Below are 19,541 nucleotides of genomic sequence, written 5' to 3' on the forward strand. Positions count from 1 at the left end.
GACCGGCGCCGATCCCGGCGGCGCGAAGTCGGTGGCCGTGGACGGCAAGGCCGCCCGCGGTTCCCGGCACGGCCAGAGACCCGCCGCCCACCTCCTGGCCGCGATGACCGGCGACGGCCGGACGGTTACCCAGCTGCGGGTTCCCGACAAGACCAACGAAATCACGTGCTTCGCCGCGCTGCTGGAGCCCTACGACCTGACCGGGGTCACCGTCACCGCCGACGCCCTGCACACCCAACGTGGCCACGTGCGTTTCCTGGTGGAGGAGAAGAAGGCGCACTACCTGCTGGTGGTCAAGGCGAACCAGCCGGGTCTGCACCGCAGGCTCCGGTCGCTGCCGTGGAAGGGCGTCACCGCACGGCGCTACGACCGCGAGATCGGTCACGGCCGCAAGGAGACCCGCGTGACCAGGGCTCTCACCGTCACCGACCTCGGCCTGGACTTCCCCCACGCCGTCCAGGCGGTCCGACTCCTGCGTCACCGCACCGATCTGAAGAGCGGCAGGTGCAGTCGCCAGACCGTCTACGCGATCACGGACCTGACCTCGCATCAAGCCTCGCCTCAGCACCTCGGCCACCTCGCCAGATCACAGTGGACCATCGAGAACCGGCTCCACTTCGTCCGCGACACCACCTTCGGCGAGGACGCCTCGAAGATCCGCACCGGCCACGGACCCGAGAACATGGCCACCCTGCGCAACCTGGCGATCAATACGCTCCGCCAGCTCGGACACCGCAACATCGCCGCCGGCCTCCGCCACGTCTCCTACGACCCCTTCAACCGGCCGCTGGACCTACTGAACATCCCCTGACGAAGCCGTCTACGTGATCACCAAGACTTTGAAACGCCCCTGGCAGGGGCGGGTGCTGGAAGTGCCTGTGCGCCGACTTCATGGTTCGTCTCTTCGCTCTGCGGTTCACCGTCGTTGAACTCGCGCTCCTGGAAGGCCGCGACGAAGCCCTGCAGGTCCTCGCCGGTGAGGGGCTGGCCGCCGGCTCTGGTGATGCCGTCGCGCTGGAACACGTATGCCGCGAGGGTGGCCGCGTCGGGGTACTGGCCGTACTGACGCGCGTATGTGAGCCAGGCACTGTAGAAGAACGCGTCCCACGACTCGTCTGCTGGGGCCGGTTGCGTGTCGCCCGGAGCAGGTTGAGCTTCGGCCGGTGGGGTGTAGTGCTGCTGGAAGGCCTTGAGTAGGGGCTGTAATTGGTCATCGGAGAGCGGTCCACCGGCCGCGGTAGAGATGCCGAACTCGTCTCGGAGGAAGTACGCGAACTGGGCGGCTGTGGGCTCAGTCTGGAACTGAGTGCGCCACGACTGGTAGGCCTCGGCGAAGCGTCCGTCGGGGTCGTCGACGGACGCCTGCTCGCGGGGCTGGCCGCCGCTCACCGGCTGGGCCTGCAGGACATGCTGTGCCTCCGCGCTCACCCGCTCCGGCTGCTGTCTCTGGCCGGGTGTTCGGGCTTCGAGTGCCAGGGAGTCCGCCTGCACTGCGGCGGGACCCTGCTCGACAGCGAGCGGGGGCAGGGGGGCCGGTTCGATGCCGGCGGCGGCCAGGCCTGAGGGGGCGGTGTCGGCGAGCGGGACGCCGTAGCGGGCGAGCCGCAGCGGCATCAGGGATTCCACCGGTGCTTTGCGGCGCCAGGCGCGGCCGTAGCGGGAGTGGAGCCGGGCCTGGTAGACCAGCCGTTCCTGTTCCAGCTTGATGACCTGTTCGTAGGAGCGCAGTTCCCACAGCTTCATCCGGCGCCACAGGAGGAAGGTGGGGAGCGGGGAGAGCATCCAGCGGGTGAGGCGGACGCCTTCCATGTGCTTGTCGGCGGTGATGTCCGCGATGCGGCCGATCGCGTGCCGGGCCGCCTCGACCAAGGCCACGAACAGGACCGGGATCACGGCGTGCATGCCGACGCCCAGCGGGTTGGGCCAGGCCGCGGCGCCGTTGAACGCGATCGTGGCGACCGTCAGCAGCCACGCCGTCTGGCGCAGCAGCGGGAAGGGGATCCTGATCCAGGTGAGGAGGAGGTCCAGGGCGAGCAGGACGCAGATGCCCGCGTCGATGCCGATCGGGAAGACGTACGCGAAGTTCCCGAAGCCCTTCTTGAGGGCGAGTTCGCGTACGGCCGCGTACGAACCCGCGAAGCCGATTCCCGCGATGACGAGCGCACCGGCGACGACCACACCGATCAAGATGCGGTGTGCCCGGCCAAGCTCTGCGGCTGGTGCCGTGCTTCCTGCCCTTCCGCGCTGCTGGCCCTTCTTCATCAAAGACCTCGTATCTGAATCGTCGTCATACATGCGCGCTGAACCTGCCGTGGAGCGGGTCGAACACCCGGCCCCGGGACGGTCCGCAGTGACTGATCTGCTGGAGGTGGATCACTGGCCCAGGGCCTGTCTGCCGGTGGTGCGCAGGAGGTCGTTGATGAGCTGCTCGGTCTCCGTCTCCAGTGAGCAGTCCAGTGCCTGGTTGACTTGTTGGACGCGGGTGATGGCTGTGTGTAGTCCCTGCCGGTTCCCGGCGGCATGCTCGAGCCGGCACCAGTCCCGGTACAAGAGCTCTGCCGTGTTGTCGACGTCGAGGCCGGTCGCCACTGCTTGGCGGGCCGCGCTGAGGTCGTGGTGCGGGCCTGCGGGGGTGCGGTAGGTGGCCACGGTGTGTGCCACGTCGGTGATCCGCGTGATCATCTCCTGCTGGTGGGGCTCGGCCCAGGGCAGCGGTTTGCCTCCGAACGGCTTGCCGCGGACCAGGGTGAGTGCCTGTTCCAGGTCGGTGAGGCCGGCCGGGCCCAGCGGCAGTGCACGTTCGACGAGGTGAAGGAAGCGGTTCCAGTCGCAGCGCACTTTGGGGGAGAGGCGGTAGGGGTCTTCGCCGGACTTGCGGCGTGGCACGTAGGGGTGGCCGGCCAGGTCGCTGCCCAGGGAACGGCGTAGGCCCTGCAGCCGGGCGTTGAGGGTACTCAGCCCCCACGGACTGAGGGGATCCATGTCGAAGCACACGGCGTCCGCGCTCCGCCCGGGCCGGAAATACAACAACGCGGCGAGCTGTGCCATTCGCGGGCCGTGGCCGGTGCTGTCCACTCCCGTGACCTCGACCGGGCCCAGAACCCGGATCTCCGGCGCGTTCAGGTCATGAGCCGCGCCCTCCTCCGCCCCCGCCGCCTCTGCGTCCGCCTCTGCCGCCGCCTCCGGCGCCGTGGCCTCCTCAGCGGCTTGCTCGGCGTCACTTCCCTCGCGTTCCTCATCCTCTGCGGTCTGGGCCACCGGAGTCTCGGTGCCCGGGTGTGGGTCTTTGTCGGCCTGAGGTGACGGTGTGGTGGTGGGCAGGAGACGAAGTCCGGTCGGGTCGGTGGTGGCGGCGAGCAGGGCCGGGAATACCTCGCCGCTCACGTCTGCTGCCGGCGACAAGGGGCTCGTGCCCGCATCGGCTGCGGGGGCGGCCGGCTCCTGGGACTCGGTCTGCTCGGGCTGGTCCACGCTGCCGGGCTCTTCCGGCACCTCCTGCCACGGGCCCTCGGCCGGGTGGGCCGGCTGCGCGGACACCTTCAGCGCGGTGGTGATCTGGAGGTAGGAGGCGTGCTCCAGGCGCTGCACCGTGATCTCGGTGGCGGCGGAGTCGAGTGGCTGCGGTGTGCTGAGCGAGGCGTTGAGGATCTCCGCCTCGGGGAAGTGCTGGGCCGCGGTACTTGCCGGGGCGACCAGGGTGACGGGAACCGTGCCGGCCTTGTCGATGACGTCGGCGAATTCCCAGGCCGTGTCCGGGTCCAGAGGCGATGCGCACAGCAGCAGGTAGGGCTGGTGTCTGGTCTCGGGCATCTGGTGGGCCTCAAGGAGGCGTTCGCTCAGGTCGCGCAGCGCGTGCGTGGCGTGGCGCATGTGGGCGATCCGCGTGGTGGGCAGCAGTTGCGGCAGGTCCGCGCCGAGCCCGATCGTCACGATTTCGATTTCGCTTGCCCACGGGCTCATCCCGAGTTCCAGGGCGAGCGAGGTGCACACCTCGGTGATGTGCACCGGATTGCCGTCGAGCAGTACGGCGGGTACCCGGGCGAGGTTGAGCAGCAGGAGGTCACCCGCTTCGGTGCTGCCGATCGTGACCAGCCCCGGATATGGCGCGGGCACCTCGCGAGCGGCCTCCTCGTCCAGGAGGACTGCGTCGGCAGGCAGGATCCACCAGCCGCCGTTCCCGGAGACGAAGGGTGCCTGCGGCTCCTGGACAAGGTCTTCAGGCAGCACCTCCACCGTGCGGGTGCCGACCCGTGCGGCCCGCAGCGGTGGCAGGACCGTCCCGTCATCGTGCTGGGCCACCTGGTGGGCCAGGGTCCGAAGGGCCGTGTCCAGGCGAGCGGCGCCGCCCGGTTCGGCGGCCGCCGCCAGCTTCGCCTCTGCCGGGGAAGTCTCCGATGCGATGGCGATCTTCTCGCCGGGTTTGCGGCGGCGGCGCTGCAGCGTACGGCGCAGGGCGAGAGCGCCGGTGATGGCGGCGGCCAGCAGCGCACCGGCGCCTAGAGCAGTGCGCAGCACCAGCGGACCGTCAGCCGGAGCAGGCGCCGGCGTCCCGGACTCCGTGGCGGCGGGGGAGGAGCCGGCGGCACCGGACTGCTCAGCCGGCGCCGACGGCGAGGCGGCAGAGGAGGAGGCGCTGGTGGTGGGCTGCGGCGTCGCGGGAGCCGTTGCGGAAGGAGAGTGCTCCTGGCCGGGCTGTTCGGCAAGACGGCTGCTCGGTGCGCTGGGAGCCGGCGACTCCGGTGCGGGGGCCTTGGTCTGGCCTGGCGCGGGCGCGTGCTCATCGCCCGCGTGATCGCCCGGCCTCTGCTCGCTGTTCGGCGCGCGAGTAGCCGGGGGAGTGCTCTCGTGATTGCCAGCCTCATTGCTGTCGCCGCTGTCCCGGGGCGGCGCCTGCTGGTCAGGCTGAGTGCCGGGCACGGTGACCTGCTGCCCTGCGTAGATCACATCCGGATCGGTGATCTCGGGCAGGCCGTGCGGCTGCGGCTTGCCCTCGCTGGCCTCGAACAGCTCGGGCCACTTGTCGCCGTCGCCGAGCTCCTCCTCCGCGATCTTCGACAGGTAGTCGCCCGAGCGGACCGTGACGGCGTGCTCGCTCTTCCCGGCAGAAGTCGCAGGACTGTCCCCCAGCTGCGTATGGACACCTCGCGTCAGCTGCGTACGGACGTCTCCCGCTGTAGCCGCGTCATAGGGCATCTCCAGCTGCCAGCCGGGCTGCAGAAAGCTGTTCGCGCGGAAGACCTGCCCATCGGACATGACACGGCCCTCGTTCAGGCTCGCGATCTCCCGCCACCGCTCGCCGTCGCCCAGCTCCCGCTCGGCGATGCCCCACAGGCTTTCCGCCGGCCGTGTCTCGCGCACTGTGTACGACGGACCGGACGCCTGTGTGCTCGCTGAGGGCCTGGAGGCCTGTTCGGTCTCGGCGGCTTGCGAGGCCTGGGTCTGGCCCGGGACGTGGGCCGCCGTGGTGGCCGGGGCGGCCTGGGCGTCGGAGGCCAGAGCCGAACTCGTGGGCAGCAGCACCAGAATGCTGCCGATCAGAAGGGCCGCTGCGCGCTGCGATGCACCCATCCCTCGCGGGGCGTGCCAGCTCCGGCCCCGCGCCTGTGCGATCACCTCCCGTACGGAACAGAACGTGAACTGCGCCCACCCGATCCAGCCCACCGCGACGAGCAGCAGCAAGAACGCCGCGCCCGTGTCCTGCCGGTCCAGCAGGTGCGTGAGGTCGTCGTGGGTGGAAGCCCAGATGACCGGAGTGACCCAGGCCAGCAGCAACGGCAGCCCCGCGACCGCGCCGGCCAGGACGAGCAGGCTCAGTACGGCCTTGAGCGCACTGGCCAGGGTGCGGCCGGCTGCTGCGGCGGGGGAGTGGGTGGTGCGCATCAGTTTCCTTCGTCGGGTGCGGTGACGCCGTGCAGGAGGGTGGCCTTGCCCTGGCCGGACACCGACAACGAGCCGATCCCGACCGCCGACAGGAACTTCGTGTCGTACGTGCCGGTGACGGTGACGTGGAGGGTCTTGCCGTCGCCGGACACGCTGACCGTGCCGGTGGCGCCTGCGGAACGCAGGTAGGCCTGGGCGGCGGCCTGTGCGTCCTGCGGGTCCACGACGATCGCCTTGCCGGTGATGGCCTCGGCGGGGTCGATGGCCTGTCCGCCGGCCCGGGCGGCCTCGCCGGCGATGTAGTCGGCGCGTTCGGTGGCGCGCATCTTGCTGCCGCCGTCGACGGCGATGCCGATGATGCCGATCAGCGCGATGACGCAGACGGCGACGAACACGGTGACGCCGCCACGGTCATCCCACCGTGCATGGCTCTGCCTTATCTGCCGGAGGATCATCAGTCACCCCGCTGCCGGTACTGGTCCACCACCGAGGTCGCCGTCGACGTGAGCGTCCGGGCTCCTGGCGCGCCCGGCAGCAGCAGGTCCGACAGGTTGACTGTGCAGGTCACGGTCACGGTGACCGTGCCGACCTGGCCCACCGGCACGCTCAGGCCACCGGTGTTGATGCTGACGCTGGTCGATGCGCACGTGATGCCCTGGTCGTTCAGGGATTCGGCGGCCGCCGTCTGCGCGGCGCTCTGGGCGGTGGCCGCGGTGCGGTGGATGGAGGCTTCCCTGGCCGCGTCCTCGGCGGCAGAGTCGATCTTCGCTCCGGAGGTGACGAGGCGTCCGCCGGCGATCGCCAGACACAAGAACATGATCAGTGACGGGAGGATGATGGCGGCCTCGATCGCGGCACTGCCCTCGTCGCTGCGAAGCCTGCGAGCCCATCGGGCCGTGTTTCGCACGTGGTTCACCCTCCCGGCACCTGGACCCAGCGTTCTACCGGGCCGGACGCGGACTGGGTGACCTGCAGGCCGGAAACGCCCGGGATCATCGACATGGCCGTTCCGGAGACCTGGACCCGCACACGCTGTCCGTTGCTGCTGGCCAAGACGCTGTAGCCGCGCAGGCTGTCGCCTGCGGTGTGCTCCAGCACGTTCCGTGCCCGGGCTGCTCCGTCGGCAGGGCTCGACTGGTAGGAGCGGGCTGCGGTGGCTCCTTCGCGGGCAGCGGTCAGGGCGATCTGCCGTGCGTAGTACCACATGGAGGCCTGGATGACGGCGACCGTGGCGAGCAGCACGAACGGGAAGATGATCGCCATCTGGATGCTGGTGTCACCGCGGTCGTCGCGCCATCGTCGCCCCTGCCACCAAGCCGTCAGCCGCTCCGGAGGGGACATCACAGCCCGGAGAGCTTGCCGTTGTACTTCGCGATCACGACGGCGATGGTCCCAGCGATCAGCACGGCGCCGGTCACAGCGGCCACCCAGATGATGACAGTGGTCGTGCTGATGTCTCCGCGGTCCGGCCGCCGGGCGGCCTCCTCCAGGCTCTCCTGCAGGCGCGCGGTCAGCCAGCGCACAGCACGGTGGGTGCGGGCTGCGGTGTACTTCATGGTGGTGCTCCTCCAGAGAATTTGAGCGAGTCAGGATGGTCCTAGACGGTGAGCATGCGGATCACCGCGGGGAAAGCCATCAGCAACATCACCAAGACCGCGAGCAAGGCTCCCGGCGCGGTCATCTTTTCGCTGGCGGCGTTCGCCTCCGCGGCCTGATCGGCCAGCAACTCGGCATTGAGGGCGGCGGTGCGGGCCCGCAGCGCCTTGTAGACGGCGGCGCCGTCGGTGGCGCTGCCGCGCATGATGTCCGCGACGTCGGTAAGGACGGGCAGTTCGTATTCGGCGGCGAGTTCCGTCAGTGCCTGGTAGGGCGGGATCTTCTCCAGCCGGGCCCGGCGCAGCGCGCCCTGCAGATACAGGAAGGGCCAGCCGCGGCCGACCTCGGCGGCCTTCTCCAGCGCCTCGGCGGGGCCGGCGTCGGCGGCCCGCTTGAGCGCGACCAGGTCCAGGTAGGCGGACAGGGCGTGCGCGAACTCCTCCCGCGCCCGCTTGGCCTGGTCCCGCACTGCGAGATCCGGTGTGATGAACAGCAGCCCAGTGATGAGGAGTCCGACGCCCGCGGGTACGTAGAACGGCAGGGAGACACCCGCGATGATCCACGGGATCGTCGCGATCACCGGGCAGAGCAGGCCGAGAGTGGCGAGCGCCACCTTCTTGAGCATGAACTGGCCCGGCCCCTGGCCCAGGAGCGCCAAGTTGATGGTGGGGATCCGGACGCCGGGCAGGCGCTCGAGGCGGGCCAGCAGCCACCGGCCCCAGACTTCCTCGCGGTCCAGTTCCGGTTCGGGCATGGTCAAGGTGGCCGGGGCACTGCGCGCGAGGGCGGGCCTCAACGCCGGCTGGGGGAGCAGGAGTTCCCGCACCAGCAAGGCCAGGCCGGCGCCAACCGTGCCGCCGGTCAGAACGACGGGGAACAGGTTCACGAGATGACTCCTTCCGGCTCACGTCCGGCGACCGGGACGTCCGGCTCCGTCGCGGGCGCAGGCAGCCGGACCGTGGTTGACGGATCGGTGATCAAGAAGCGCGGGATGCGGCGGAAGGAACCCAGCTGCCGCATCAGGGCGAGTACCCCGATGAAGGCGGCCGTCAGGAAGGCGAGCACCAGCTGTCCCAGCAGCGTGGAGTACGGCTTTGTATAGGACGGCACAAAGAAGCCGGCCACCACGACGCCCACGGTGATGATGGTCATCGACCGCACCGTGGTCCGCGGCTTCGCCCGGTCCGCCTCGATGGAGCGCTTACGAGCGACCTCGTCGCGCACCGTTCCCGCCAGGTCCTCGAGCGCCTGCGCCAGGCCCGGACCACGGTCGTTGACCGACAGAATGAGCGCGGCGACCACCTTGTCCGCGGTGACATCGTCCAGTTCATCGGCGAACGCGCGCAGCGCTCCCTCCGGCCGCCACCCAAGGCGCAGCCGGTCTGACAGATTGATGATCTGCGGGGCAAGCTCGTCAGGCGCGCCCCTACGGCTGGTCATCATCGCCTGTTCCAGCCCCATGCCCAGCCGCAGCAGGCCGGCCAGCCGCTGAGTCCACTCGCTCAAGGCCTCCAGTTGGCCGATGCGCTCCTGCGCCATCTGCGCCGGGGTGATCAGCCAGGGCACGCCGGCGATGGCCGCGCCGAGCAGCGCGCCGCCCACGAAGTTCCCCGAGACCAGCCATACCGTCACGAACACCACGACCGCCGCGGCGGCGAGAGTCCGCCGGCGCAGCCGGACGTCCTCACTCTGGTTCTTGCCGGCGCCCAGAGACCGCCACCGCTGCCACGACGGAGCCCTGCGCGGCGCCGTCGTCCCCACGAACCCGGCCACGACACCGATCAGACCGCCGATGACGGCCATACCGCTCAGCAGCCCCCACAGCAGGATCATCGGCGCACCCCCACCTTCAGCGGCAGCGGCGCCTGCCAGGCCCCATAGGCCTGCTGCAGCAGCGCCGAGTCGAAACCGACACGGCGCAGGTCGTCCACGCAGCCCGGATCCATCCGCGGTACCGCCCGCAACTCGCCGAACTCCGCTCCGGGGGAGAAGACGGTATTCGTGGCGGGGCGGCCATTCTCGCCGATTCCGGTGAGCTCCAGGACGTGGGAGACATAGCGGTGGCGGTGCCCGCCGATCTGCGTCTCATCCGTCATGTCGACGTACACGATGAAGTCGAGGCCGTTGGCGGTCTGCCGGTAGGCGAGCTGCTCGGACAGGTTGTCCTGGGCAAGCGCGTACAGCTCGGCGATCCGGTCGAAGATGATGTCCGGGCGGCGGGCGTGGATGGTGCAGAGGTTGCCGCCCGAGCCGTTCGTCAACGCCTGCATCATGGCGACGACTTCCGGGCCGCGGACCTCGCCGACCACGATCCGCTCCAGCGACATCCGCAGCGCCGGATGCATGAGGTCCAGGAGCGTGACCTCGCCGGCGCTGCGGCCGGTGACGTCCTTCTCCCCGTTGGACTCGCGCCCGACCAGGGAGACGACCTGGCGGTGGTATCCGTTGGCGTGGGCGAACAGCTCGTCCTCGGTCTGGATGGTGGCAAACCGTGTCTCGGGGTCGAACTCCTTGAGCATCGCCCGCAGCAGGGTCGTCTTCCCGGCCTTCTGCTTCCCCGCGATCATGATGTTCTTCTCCGCCCGTACGCACGCGCCGAGGAACTCCCGCAGTATCGGGTCGATCGTGCCCAGCCGTACGAGGTCGTCGAGGTCGGCGTGGGAGACCCGGTGCCGGCGGATGACCGCGTAGGTCATCGGTCCGAGTCCGGTGATGGCCTGAAGGCGGGAGCCGTCCTGCAGGGACAGGGCGAGGGTGGGGTTCGCGGTGGAGATGGTGCGCTCGTTGTGCCCGGAGCCTCGGGCTAACTCCCGCAGCAGCTCCAGCAGTTCCTCTTCCGAGTCCGCGATCGGCCCGACCATGCGCCGTTTGCCGTCGCCGTAGTCGAGCCACACCTCGTTCGGGCCTTGGATGATGATGTCCTCGACACGCTCGTCGTCCAGATACGGCTGGAGCCGGCCAGCCCGGAAGAGCAGGTCGTAGACGGCACGACGCAGTGCCTCGTCTTCCTGCGGCGCCATCGCCTGGGCGTCCGACCACAGGGCAACCGCCTCGTTGATCCACTCCAGGCAGCGCTGCTCTTCGCTCGCCCGGTCCATACCAGGCGTCGTCTTCAGCAGCTCCTCGCGCTGCTTGGCGACCTGGGCCGCGATGTGCCGGGCGACCTTGTAGTCGACGATGACCTGAGGTGCCGTGGCGCCGAGCACATGCGTACTCGAGGCAGCACCGGCAGGAGCAGGCGCCCCGTTCGCCTGGTGCACCCGCGTCTGCTGGAGGCGGCCAGGTGGCGAAACCACCGTGGGATCGGTGTGCAGCGGCTTACCGCGCACGGGTCACCTCCCCGCCTGCGGCACGCACGCTGCCCGGATCGAGGCGGGCCCGCCGCACCGCGGCCTGCTGTACCAGCAACGCGCTGGCCGTCCGGGCAGCCTTCATCACCGGCGACTTGATGAAGTGACGCGGCTGCTCGACGCCGTCGGACAGCACCTTGGCGTCCTTCGGCACGTGCGGCAGGGTCGCGACCACCGGCACCTGCAGAACACGCTGCACCTCGCCCGCGGGATACGGACCCTCGTTGATCACCAGCACGCTGACGCCACCGACCCGCTCCTCGAGCGCGCGCACCCGGCCCTCGGCCGCTTGCAGACAGCGCAGGGTGTTGCGCACCACCACGACCACAGCGTCGGCCTGCTCGGCCAGGACCCCGGACGGACCGAACGCCCCGCGGCGGCCGAGGTCGATCAGGACGTCGTGGCCGTGCTCGGCCTCGATGCCGCGGAAGATGACCCCCAGGGCCTTCCACACCGAGCCTAGGCTCGCTGCCTGCGCGGCGTCGGTGATACCCGGCAGCAGCAACCGGTCGCGCGGCGACTCGTTCTTGCCGTCCTCGCTGCTCAGGTCGATCAGCTGCCGCCAGAAGGCGTCGCCGAGGTCGCCCTGGCGGGCGGCGACCGAGAGGTTGCGCAGCCCGTAGCGGTCCCCGAGGGTGCCCTGCAGCAGCCCGTGCAGAACAGCCCCGCCGTCCGGGTCGCACTCGGCCAGGACCATCTTCCGGCCCGGCTCCAGCGGCCACGTCAGCAGCAGGGCCAGAGCGGTCGTGGTCACACCGGGCGCACCACTGCACCCGGCCAGCGCGATCACAGCCATCAGCTGCCGTCCGGAGCGGCGAGGACCAGGCGGAGCGTGCCGGCCGACACCCAGGCGGCGGCCGTGGGGCCGTCAGCGGCGGAGGTGGCGACATCGACGACCACGACGCCGGTGCCGGGGGCGGCGCTGGAGGCCTTCACGATCCGCCCCTCGATGGTCTGCGGCGCGGTGGCGGACGCCTTGCCCGTGTCCGTCGCGCCCTGTGCGGGGACGTGGACCAGCTCCACCTTCTGGCCCGGTACCAGCGCAGTGGCCGGGACCTGTTCGGGCTTGAGCCCGATCGGCACCAGCTGTTCCCCGGCCTTCACCAGGGGGTCCTTTGTCACTTGTGACGGAGCGAGCAGGGAACCGGGCTTGAGCTCCACTGCGGCCCTCTTGCCCACTACCGAGTGCAGGTTGTCGGCGTGTACGGCTCTGACAGCCGGGTCCAGGGAGATGGACGCCTTGCCCAGGTCGTCATCGGTGAGGACTTGTCCGACCTGGACGTCGCGGACGACGGTCACGACCTCGGTGCGGTGGCCGACCTGCAGCAGCAGGACGGCAACACCCGCGCCGCCGGCGGCGATAAGTGCCAGCGACAGGGCGATCACGCCGGGACGGCGCCTGCGTGCAGAGACCCGCGGTGGGGTCACGGGGCCGGACACCTGGGTCTGCGGAAGCGCACCGCTCGCGGCGGTGGCCGTGCGTTCTGTGGTCTTGCTGCTCAACGTCCTGTCCTTCCGGCGGCGTTACCTGACGACCTGCAGTTCGCCGATCGCCACCTGTTCCTGGGACTCTCTGATTGCCGTGAGCTGGCCCGCCTCGCCGCCGCCGTTCACCTGCCAGTCCACCGTCCACGTCGACGTCGCGGTCACGGTGTATTTGCCGCCAGCCTCGGAGGCCGACGTGCTGGTATAGGTGTGGCCGCAGGTCGGGGACTCTTGCTTGCCGTAGGAAGTCCTGTACGTCGTGCCTGGCCCGTTGCAGGTGGCCGCCGAGCCGTCGCCCATCTTCCAGACGATCTTCGAGACCGTGGCGGTAGCGGTCACGGTCACGCCCCCCGCCGAGGCACTGGCGGTGTTCGGGCCGTACGTGGTCTGGCTTTTGTTCACCCACATCCACATGGGCAAGCCCACGATGTACTTGCCGGCAGCGGCCGGGCTGGCTATGTCCGGCCCCAGGAGCGTCATCTTGTCCAGCGCCTGTTGTGCCAGCCGGGCCGGGTCGACCGCAGCGACGGCGGGGTCGGTTGCCGAGTACGCCATGCCGCCCGCCACCGGGTTGCCGGGACACGTCACGTTGTAGAACGCGCCTTTGTCGCCCGGCTTCCAGTCACCGGGCACGCCTGCCGCGAGCCGCGCGGTGGCTGCGTCGGGTTGCGGGTCTATGAGCAGCCAGTAGCAGCCGTCGGCCGAGTTGAAGTTGCCCATGCCGGGCTGCGAACACGGGACCGTCTGGCCGCGGACCTCGCAGACGCGCTTCCCGCCGCTCGTCGTGCCGGAACCGGACGGTTTGCTGCCTGTGGGTGAACCGGGGTCCTGCGCAGTGATGTCACATTTCAGCTGGTCCGGGGGGCAGTCCACGCCGCCCCCCGGTCCCCCCGCTGCCGCGACGCCGGCCGAAGCGCTCAGCAAGACAAGGGCCAGCGCCCCTGCGGAGGTTGTACGCCGTGCTCTCAGCATGTGCGTCCCCGGTCGATCTCGGTCGTCCAGATGATCCACTTGCCGTTCGAGTTGATCGCGGTCGCGTTGTACACCACCCGGACGGGCGCCGTCCCGACTGAGACCTTCTTGCCTGTCTTCACGTTCACTTCGTCGTAGTGACTGGTGTCCACGCAGTCAGCGATGGTCGCCTTCATCGGCTTCGCCGCGGTGTCGATACCGGTGATCTCAGGCGAGTTAACGGGCTCCCCCTTCAACACGGTGCCATGGTCCTGGTAATAGATCAGCGTCACCTTGATGTTGGACAGCGCCTTGTTGCCTGCGTAGTCCTCGAGCTTCGAGTCGAGCTTCGCCGTGGCGTACGTCCGGTTCCGGGCCTTCCACATGCTCCGGTAGACCTCGAGAACCACCGTCTTCTCCGCCGCATCGGGGTCGGTCGACTTCGTCGGCGTCGGGGCCGTCTCCTTGCCCGCGCGGCCGTCGCCGCCGGGAGAGGAACATCCGGCGCTGAGTGCGACCAGCGCCACGACAAGAGCGGCGCCCCGGTGGCGATTCCGGATGCGAACAGAAGCGGGCCCTGACGGGCGTTCTTGTGCACGTGTCACGATGTCTCCCCGTACGACGCGGTGTGACATGACCGCCGCCCCGGCGGCCGGAGTACGGCAGCCCAGATCCGCGGCCTGGTCAAGCTGCGGTGGTGCGTTTGCGTAGCCAGAAGATTACGCATATGCCAGTCAACTTCCCAGCTTGATAATCGAGTTCACTCGCACAACTCGGGACGTACCCGGTCACTTTCGGAACTGGATGTCGATTTGTAGTTCTGTGTATTCGCTGGTTCCGACTGCAACGGGTTCGGGTCGGGCTGTGTGACGTCGATTTGGGCAGCCCCTGTTCGCGAGAACCAGATGTCGACCCGCCGGTTCTTCAGCCTCGGTGGCGTTGGACACGACCGGGTGCTTGGGAGGAGTGGCAAGGCTGCGACATCCGGCAGGCACCAGGGCCGAAGAGTCACAGCTCGGTCCACGGTCGGGGCCCGCCGCCGGCCAGAGGTACCCAGACATCGCCGGTGGGCCCCTGAAGTTCGAGGTCGTCCAGAACTGCCGCGCCGAGCGGCACTTGCCGGGCCAGCGTGCCGACGAGCGGGTGCTGCGTGACCATGGCTTGCAGGTCGCTGATGCGGTTGTTCAGGACGTACCGGGAGGCTCCGGTGAGCACGAACAGGACTCGGGGAAACAGGGGATACCAGCGCAGCCAGATGGCACCGGGAACGGCCGGCTGCCGCGAGCGTTGCCGGCCGACAGGCTGTGGCTCGTACGACCACAGGCGCGCGTACTCGATCAGCTTCGACGCGAGCCGCTCGCTGCTCATGGTCGTCCGGTCGACCTCGACGAACGCCCTGAGCTTCGTCCTCTGATCCTCGCCGATGAGCGTGTAGTGCATCAGCGCATCCGTGATGATCTTCTCGCCGTCGCTGAGCGGATGGGAGACCTCAGGCGTCCAGTCCAGGTGCCCGTGTTCGTCGCCACGCCTGCGGGCATCGGCCACGAACGTCAGGTGACTGCGGACCACGGTCAGGGTGTGCGGTGTCTTCAGCGAGGCAGCGGTGGCGGAGGTGATCGGATACGGCGGCCGGCCCCGCAGTGCGGGGAAGTCCCGGACCAGCCGGGCCCCTTCCCCTGTCAGATACCAGGCGCGGGACCGGTTGGACTGCGGCAGCACCGTGTAGTCCACCAAGCCATCACGGCGCAGCTTGTTCAGCGGCGTGGAGACGGTCTGCCGCGCCGCGTGGGGCCGCAGCAAGTCGTGAAGCTGATTCGTGGTCGCCATCCGGTGTTGACCCAGCACGGCCAGGAGCTGATGGGGCAGGGGCTCGACCGGACTTGGAGTGCGACCGGACGACACGGTCTCGAAGGTGGTGGTCACTGGTATCCCTTCTTCTGCAGTCGTATGGCCGGCTGGGTGGTGGGGGCGAGTTGGGCGAGAAACCGGTTCACACGGCCCAGCTGGTCGGTGGCGCGAGTTGTGAGCTGGTCCAGGGGTTCGGCGCCGGCCATGGCGAGGGCGGCGCGCTCGAGCGCCGCCGCCTGGCGGGGGCGTGCGTAGTCGGCGAAGACCTCGTCGAGGTGTGGGCCGCTGATCCGGGCGGGGCCGACGCGACGGCCCCTGACCGTCAGCGACATGTAGTGCTCAAAGCGGTCCAGGGTGGCGACGATGTCGGGTCCGGGACGGTCGCCCCATTCCGCGGTGATCGGAGCGATGGCGGACTGTGATCCGGCAGTGGACGCGAGGGTGGAGGCGTTCTGGATCAGGGAGAGCCGTACCTGGATAGGCAGGCGGGCCAGCAGCTGGGTCATGCCGTGGACGTGGACCTTGTACTTGCGGAAGTCCTCGAACATGGAGGCGATCGTCTCTGCGGCCGCGCCGGTCAGGGTGATCAGCTCGTCGAAGTACGGGCGGAACGGCACCCGCTGGGCTTCGGGGGTGTCGCGGCGGGAGCGCACGGCGCGCAGCAGGTCACGCGCGAGCAGTGCGGTGATCAGTCGGTCGGTGGGTCCGTTGCCGCCCGGGCACACCCACACGATCATCTTCGAGTCCATCGCGGCGCGGATGTTGTAGCGGCCGGCGGGCTGGCCGAGGAACGCGCGGGTGACGGGGTTGGCGGCGAGGCGGGCGATCGGGTTGAGGACCACGGCGAAGGAGTCCGGTGGCAGGGTGGGGAACACCGTCTGCCACCAGGAGCGCGTCTCGTCGTCCAGGCGCCCCTGAACGCCGGCGAGCGCCGCGGCGCGGAAGACCGGGTCGGTGAGCAGCGCCCGCACGTGGAAGACCGTGGCCTGGTCTTCGGGGCGGCCGGCCTGGCAGGCGGCTTCGTTGACGGCCACCAGCACCGCCAGGGAGGCGGTGAGGATGGTCAGCGCGCGGGGTGCGCTGGCGTCCTCCCAGCCCAGTGCGGCCGCGTAGGCGTCCGCTGTGGCCTCGACGACCTCGTGCGCCACCTGGCCCTGGTGCATGCCGAGCGGGTTCCATGAACTGATTTGCGGAGCAGGCCCATTGGCGTTGAGGTCGATAAGCGCGATCCGGTCCATGAGGGCGTCGTGGGCCAGGAACGGCAGAGCGCGGGGCCAGGAGTCGCGGTGCGGGTCGAGGAACATGAGCCCGCCTCCGGCATGAGCCCAGCCGATCGCCTGCGCGAGGGCGCGTTCGGTCTTGCCGCCGCCCGCCTTGCCCACGCCGACCTCGAACAGCGTCTCCTTCGCGTAGCTGGCGACCAACCGCCGACGGCCGTCGGGCCCGCGGTAGATGCCCTGCAGCAGCAACGTGGGGTTGTCGAACTCGAAGGTCGGCAGGTCCCCGGCGAGCAGGGGCAGCCGGCAGTGCACTGTGGGCGGCTTGAGCAGGCCGGTCAGCTCCTCCAGGCGCACCCAGTTCGGACGAGGCGGCTGGCAGTGACCCAACGTCCAGCGCCGCTCGAAGCCGCGTCGGCTGGGCCAGCGGTCCGCCCCGAACCGCCACGGGCCGATCCGCCATCCGCGCATCGCCCACCGTGAGCCGCCGCCGAACACGTCGAAGGCGGCCTGGAGCTGGGCGAGCCGGGCTTGGGAGCGGCCTTCCGTGTTCGAGGCGCACATCACCAGCAGCTGCACGCGCACCAGGTGGTCGTCATCGGCCAGCTTGCCCAGCGCCTCTGCGGGGTCCACCCGGCGGGGGACGGGCGGCATGACCAGACGGCGCCCGCCCCCGCCCTGCTTGTCGCTGACCAACTGCTGGAGCTGCCAGGCCACTGAGTCCTCGACGCCGGTGGCGTCCTGCCGCACCCACCGGGCCGCCCGCTGGGCCTCACGCCGTTCCCTGCGGCGGGCGTCCGACATCAGCTGCAGACGGCGGGCCCGCAGCGCCCACTTGGGGGCCCGCTGGATGTCGAGCCGGATCTCGGCCAGGTCACCCAGTTCCGCCCGCAGATCGGAGACGGCGTCGATCAGTGGCTGCAGCGGATCCGGGTCCAGCGGAACGTCCCGCAGCGGGGCCGTGGGCTTGCCGCGCAGGACGAACTCTGCCCGCACCACAAGCTCACGCGGCTTGTCGACGAGGGGACGGGCCCGCTTCACGGTGACGGCCGGGCCGAAGGGCGTGATCGACAACAGGCGTTCGCCGCCTGCGGGACCTTCGATCCGGTACCGCAACGGGCTCGACCCGTCGGCGCGAAGCCGGATCTGCACCGCCTTCGACCTTCGCGGCGCCCACCACGGCATGCTCGTCGAGGCCCGGGCGAGCTGGACCCCACGGCGGAAGATCTCCTCCAGGCCGGGGTCGAAGTGCTGCGACGGCACGAGTTCCAGCGCCATCCGCTCGGCCGAGGCCTTCCTCGCCAGACGGCGCACCACTATCTCGCTCACGGCCCAGACGACGAGGACGGCTGCCATGGGCACGTACCAGTAGGTGATCACCCAGCCGGCAGCGTTGGCCAGGTGGGCCAGTAGACCGAGGACCTGACCGGCCGCCGTGTCATCCGCCTGGTCGGTCAGGTACGGGGCTGAGGCGTCCACGTGGACGCTCCTTTCGTCGAAGTGGCGGTGAAGTACCAGTCGGTGATGCGCCGGTCGGTGTAGGTGCCGCCGCGGTCGGTGCCCGCCCACACCAGGTGCACCACCGCCTTGTCCGGGCTGCCGTCACTGCGGGCGATGGCGGCCTGGATGCGGAAGCGGGCGGTGGCGAATGCCGGTGCGATTGCCTGGTCCGGGTCGCCGGAGATCGCGGGCCACTTGGCGCGGCCGACCCCTGTAGCGTCCGCCCGCAGCAGGCCACGGCCAGCCGCGAGGAGCTTGTGCTCGTCGTCGGCGGCAAGGTCGGCGGGCCAGGCGTCCTGCAACGACTTCTGGATGGCGGCATCGCCGGCCACGCCCTCTCCGTGCGGCGGCAGCGCGGACGCGCCGGCCGACTGCGTCGACGCGGTGGAGGCCGTGGCCTGCGCGGGCGCGCTGGCCTGCGCAGTGCGGCTGCTTGGAGCGGTTGCTGTGGGGGGCGCCGTGGGAGCGGTCGCGCGCCGTGGTGCCGAGGTTGCGGGTGCGCTCGGCGTCTGCGGCACCGTCAGCATGATCACCCCGGCCACGACCAGGACCACGGTGGCGATCAGCAGCAGGCGCGGCGAACGCGCCGGGGAGGTGGTCATATCAGCCGGGCCCCTCCCGCGTATCCCGACATCGCGTTGACCGCGTCCAGGCGGACAACGGTGCCCGGCCGAGCGGCGTTGACCATCTGTCCACTGCCCAGGTAAATCCCGACGTGATAGATCGTCGCGTCCCGGCCCGGGGCGTCGGCATAGAAGACGAGGTCGCCGGCCTTGAGCGCGCCGGTGCCGAGACCGGCGGGTATCCGCTGGCCGACACCTGCCTGCGCGGCTGCGGTACGCGGCAGGCTGATGCCGGCCTTGGCATAGGAGTACACGGTCAGCCCCGAGCAGTCGAAGCCCTTGATGGTTGTGCCGCTCTTGCCGCTGGGCGAGCAGCAGATGCCGTACGACGTGCCGTTGGCGTTGCCGCCGCCCCACGAGTAGGGCACACCGCGCTGGGAGAGCGCCGCCTCGATCACCTTGCGGACCTTCCCGGACACGCTCTTCAGGTCCGGGTCCTTCGCGGCCGCCGCGTACTGGTCGATCCAGCCCAGCACGTTCGACACGTACTCACCCGAGTGGTTGTACTGGAGGATCGCGGCCTTGAGCTGAGCCCGCTTGGTCAAGTCCCGTCCGTTGCCGCACAGATAGACGGCGGCGCCGAGCGCGGCGTCGTCGGCGTTGTGCGGGTCGGCCGTCTTGTCCCCGTTCGCGTCCTCGCCGATGCCCTCCCAGGTGGACGGCAGGAACTGGAAAGGACCGACCGCGCGCTCCCCGCTCGCGGTGCCGTCCCACTTGCCGCCGTCGGTGTCCGGGAAGACGGTGGTGTTCCCGCCGGCCCCGGAGCCGTTGAGGAGCACCCCGTAGATCTTTGGACGGATGTCGCCGTTGTCGGCGACGTTGCGGCCGATGGCGTGGTTCGACTCGACCTTGGCGATCCCGGCCAGGATCGGCCAGCGCATGCCCTGGCACTTGGGCCTGTACTTCCCGACCTGCGCGGCGGCCTTCTTGTAGGCGGTCAGCATCCGGGCGGGGATGTCTGCCGCGGTGCCGCCGTCGGCGATCCCGCCGTCGTCCTGGAGCCCGGTCTGCATCGCGACGTACGCGCTGATCGCGTTGGAGACAGGAGCCGCGCAGCACACGCCGGCGAACAGCAGCAGTACGACCACGCA

Annotated in this window: 18 protein-coding genes; 1 reads left to right on the plus strand and 17 read right to left on the minus strand. The window is 69.9% G+C overall.

What is annotated here, in order from left to right; translation table 11 throughout:
- Window positions 1–811, plus strand: an 811-nt coding sequence (locus tag ABZV34_RS27800; RefSeq protein WP_356282195.1) for an ISAs1 family transposase, incomplete at its 5' end; no start/stop codon positions are given.
- A gap of 17 nt (window positions 812–828) precedes the next feature.
- On the opposite strand, the gene ABZV34_RS27805 is transcribed toward ABZV34_RS27800, so the two are convergent.
- The 17 genes from ABZV34_RS27805 to ABZV34_RS27885 form a co-directional block, all read right to left on the minus strand.
- The gene (locus ABZV34_RS27805; protein ID WP_356282198.1) at window positions 829–2,262 is read right to left on the minus strand and encodes a DUF2637 domain-containing protein; all 1,434 of its coding nucleotides are present in this window, start codon (window positions 2,260–2,262) and stop codon (window positions 829–831) included.
- Window positions 2,263–2,373: 111 nt separating this feature from the next.
- On the minus strand, window positions 2,374–5,880 hold the full coding sequence (locus ABZV34_RS27810) for a hypothetical protein (protein ID WP_356282201.1): 3,507 nt from the start codon (window positions 5,878–5,880) through the stop codon (window positions 2,374–2,376).
- Entirely contained in the window at window positions 5,880–6,335 is a 456-nt protein-coding gene (locus ABZV34_RS27815; protein WP_356282204.1) for a pilus assembly protein TadG-related protein, read from the minus strand. The genes ABZV34_RS27810 and ABZV34_RS27815 overlap by 1 nt, the downstream gene beginning before the upstream one ends.
- Window positions 6,335–6,787 carry a TadE family protein gene (locus ABZV34_RS27820; RefSeq protein WP_356282207.1) on the minus strand — a complete coding sequence of 151 codons (453 nt, stop codon included), beginning with the start codon at window positions 6,785–6,787 and terminating at the stop codon, window positions 6,335–6,337. Before ABZV34_RS27820 ends, ABZV34_RS27815 begins: the two co-directional genes overlap by 1 nt.
- A gap of 5 nt (window positions 6,788–6,792) precedes the next feature.
- Window positions 6,793–7,221: a TadE family protein gene (locus ABZV34_RS27825; RefSeq protein WP_356282210.1), complete on the minus strand. Its 429-nt coding sequence runs from the start codon at window positions 7,219–7,221 to the stop codon at window positions 6,793–6,795.
- Window positions 7,221–7,436, minus strand: a complete 216-nt coding sequence (locus ABZV34_RS27830) for a hypothetical protein (RefSeq protein ID WP_356282213.1) — start codon at window positions 7,434–7,436, stop codon at window positions 7,221–7,223. Before ABZV34_RS27830 ends, ABZV34_RS27825 begins: the two co-directional genes overlap by 1 nt.
- A gap of 41 nt (window positions 7,437–7,477) precedes the next feature.
- A complete protein-coding gene (locus ABZV34_RS27835; protein WP_356282215.1) occupies window positions 7,478–8,362 on the minus strand; it encodes a type II secretion system F family protein in 885 nt (294 codons plus the stop codon).
- Window positions 8,359–9,309: a type II secretion system F family protein gene (locus ABZV34_RS27840; RefSeq protein WP_356282218.1), complete on the minus strand. Its 951-nt coding sequence runs from the start codon at window positions 9,307–9,309 to the stop codon at window positions 8,359–8,361. The genes ABZV34_RS27835 and ABZV34_RS27840 overlap by 4 nt, the downstream gene beginning before the upstream one ends.
- Window positions 9,306–10,805, minus strand: a complete 1,500-nt coding sequence (locus ABZV34_RS27845; RefSeq protein ID WP_356282221.1) for a CpaF/VirB11 family protein — start codon at window positions 10,803–10,805, stop codon at window positions 9,306–9,308. The genes ABZV34_RS27840 and ABZV34_RS27845 overlap by 4 nt, the downstream gene beginning before the upstream one ends.
- On the minus strand, window positions 10,795–11,622 hold the full coding sequence (locus ABZV34_RS27850) for a hypothetical protein (RefSeq protein WP_356282224.1): 828 nt from the start codon (window positions 11,620–11,622) through the stop codon (window positions 10,795–10,797). The genes ABZV34_RS27845 and ABZV34_RS27850 overlap by 11 nt, the downstream gene beginning before the upstream one ends.
- On the minus strand, window positions 11,622–12,266 hold the full coding sequence (locus ABZV34_RS27855; RefSeq protein ID WP_356282357.1) for an SAF domain-containing protein: 645 nt from the start codon (window positions 12,264–12,266) through the stop codon (window positions 11,622–11,624). Before ABZV34_RS27855 ends, ABZV34_RS27850 begins: the two co-directional genes overlap by 1 nt.
- A gap of 84 nt (window positions 12,267–12,350) precedes the next feature.
- Window positions 12,351–13,031, minus strand: coding sequence for an ATP/GTP-binding protein (locus tag ABZV34_RS27860; protein WP_356282227.1), 681 nt, complete (start codon window positions 13,029–13,031; stop codon window positions 12,351–12,353).
- Between the two features lie 245 nt (window positions 13,032–13,276).
- Window positions 13,277–13,789, minus strand: coding sequence for a hypothetical protein (locus ABZV34_RS27865; RefSeq protein WP_356282230.1), 513 nt, complete (start codon window positions 13,787–13,789; stop codon window positions 13,277–13,279).
- Between the two features lie 481 nt (window positions 13,790–14,270).
- Window positions 14,271–15,185, minus strand: a complete 915-nt coding sequence (locus ABZV34_RS27870; protein WP_356282233.1) for a replication-relaxation family protein — start codon at window positions 15,183–15,185, stop codon at window positions 14,271–14,273.
- Window positions 15,182–17,806, minus strand: a complete 2,625-nt coding sequence (locus ABZV34_RS27875) for an ATP/GTP-binding protein (protein ID WP_356282236.1) — start codon at window positions 17,804–17,806, stop codon at window positions 15,182–15,184. Before ABZV34_RS27875 ends, ABZV34_RS27870 begins: the two co-directional genes overlap by 4 nt.
- Complete coding sequence (locus tag ABZV34_RS27880) at window positions 17,782–18,429, minus strand: hypothetical protein (protein WP_356282239.1); 648 nt, start codon at window positions 18,427–18,429, stop codon at window positions 17,782–17,784. Before ABZV34_RS27880 ends, ABZV34_RS27875 begins: the two co-directional genes overlap by 25 nt.
- Complete coding sequence (locus ABZV34_RS27885) at window positions 18,426–19,538, minus strand: NlpC/P60 family protein (RefSeq protein ID WP_356282242.1); 1,113 nt, start codon at window positions 19,536–19,538, stop codon at window positions 18,426–18,428. Before ABZV34_RS27885 ends, ABZV34_RS27880 begins: the two co-directional genes overlap by 4 nt.
- Between the last annotated feature and the right edge of the window lie 3 nt (window positions 19,539–19,541).

Origin of the sequence: Streptomyces sp. NPDC005195, from assembly GCF_040608315.1 — a bacterium.
Taxonomy (GTDB): Bacteria; Actinomycetota; Actinomycetes; order Streptomycetales; family Streptomycetaceae; genus Streptomyces; species Streptomyces kaempferi.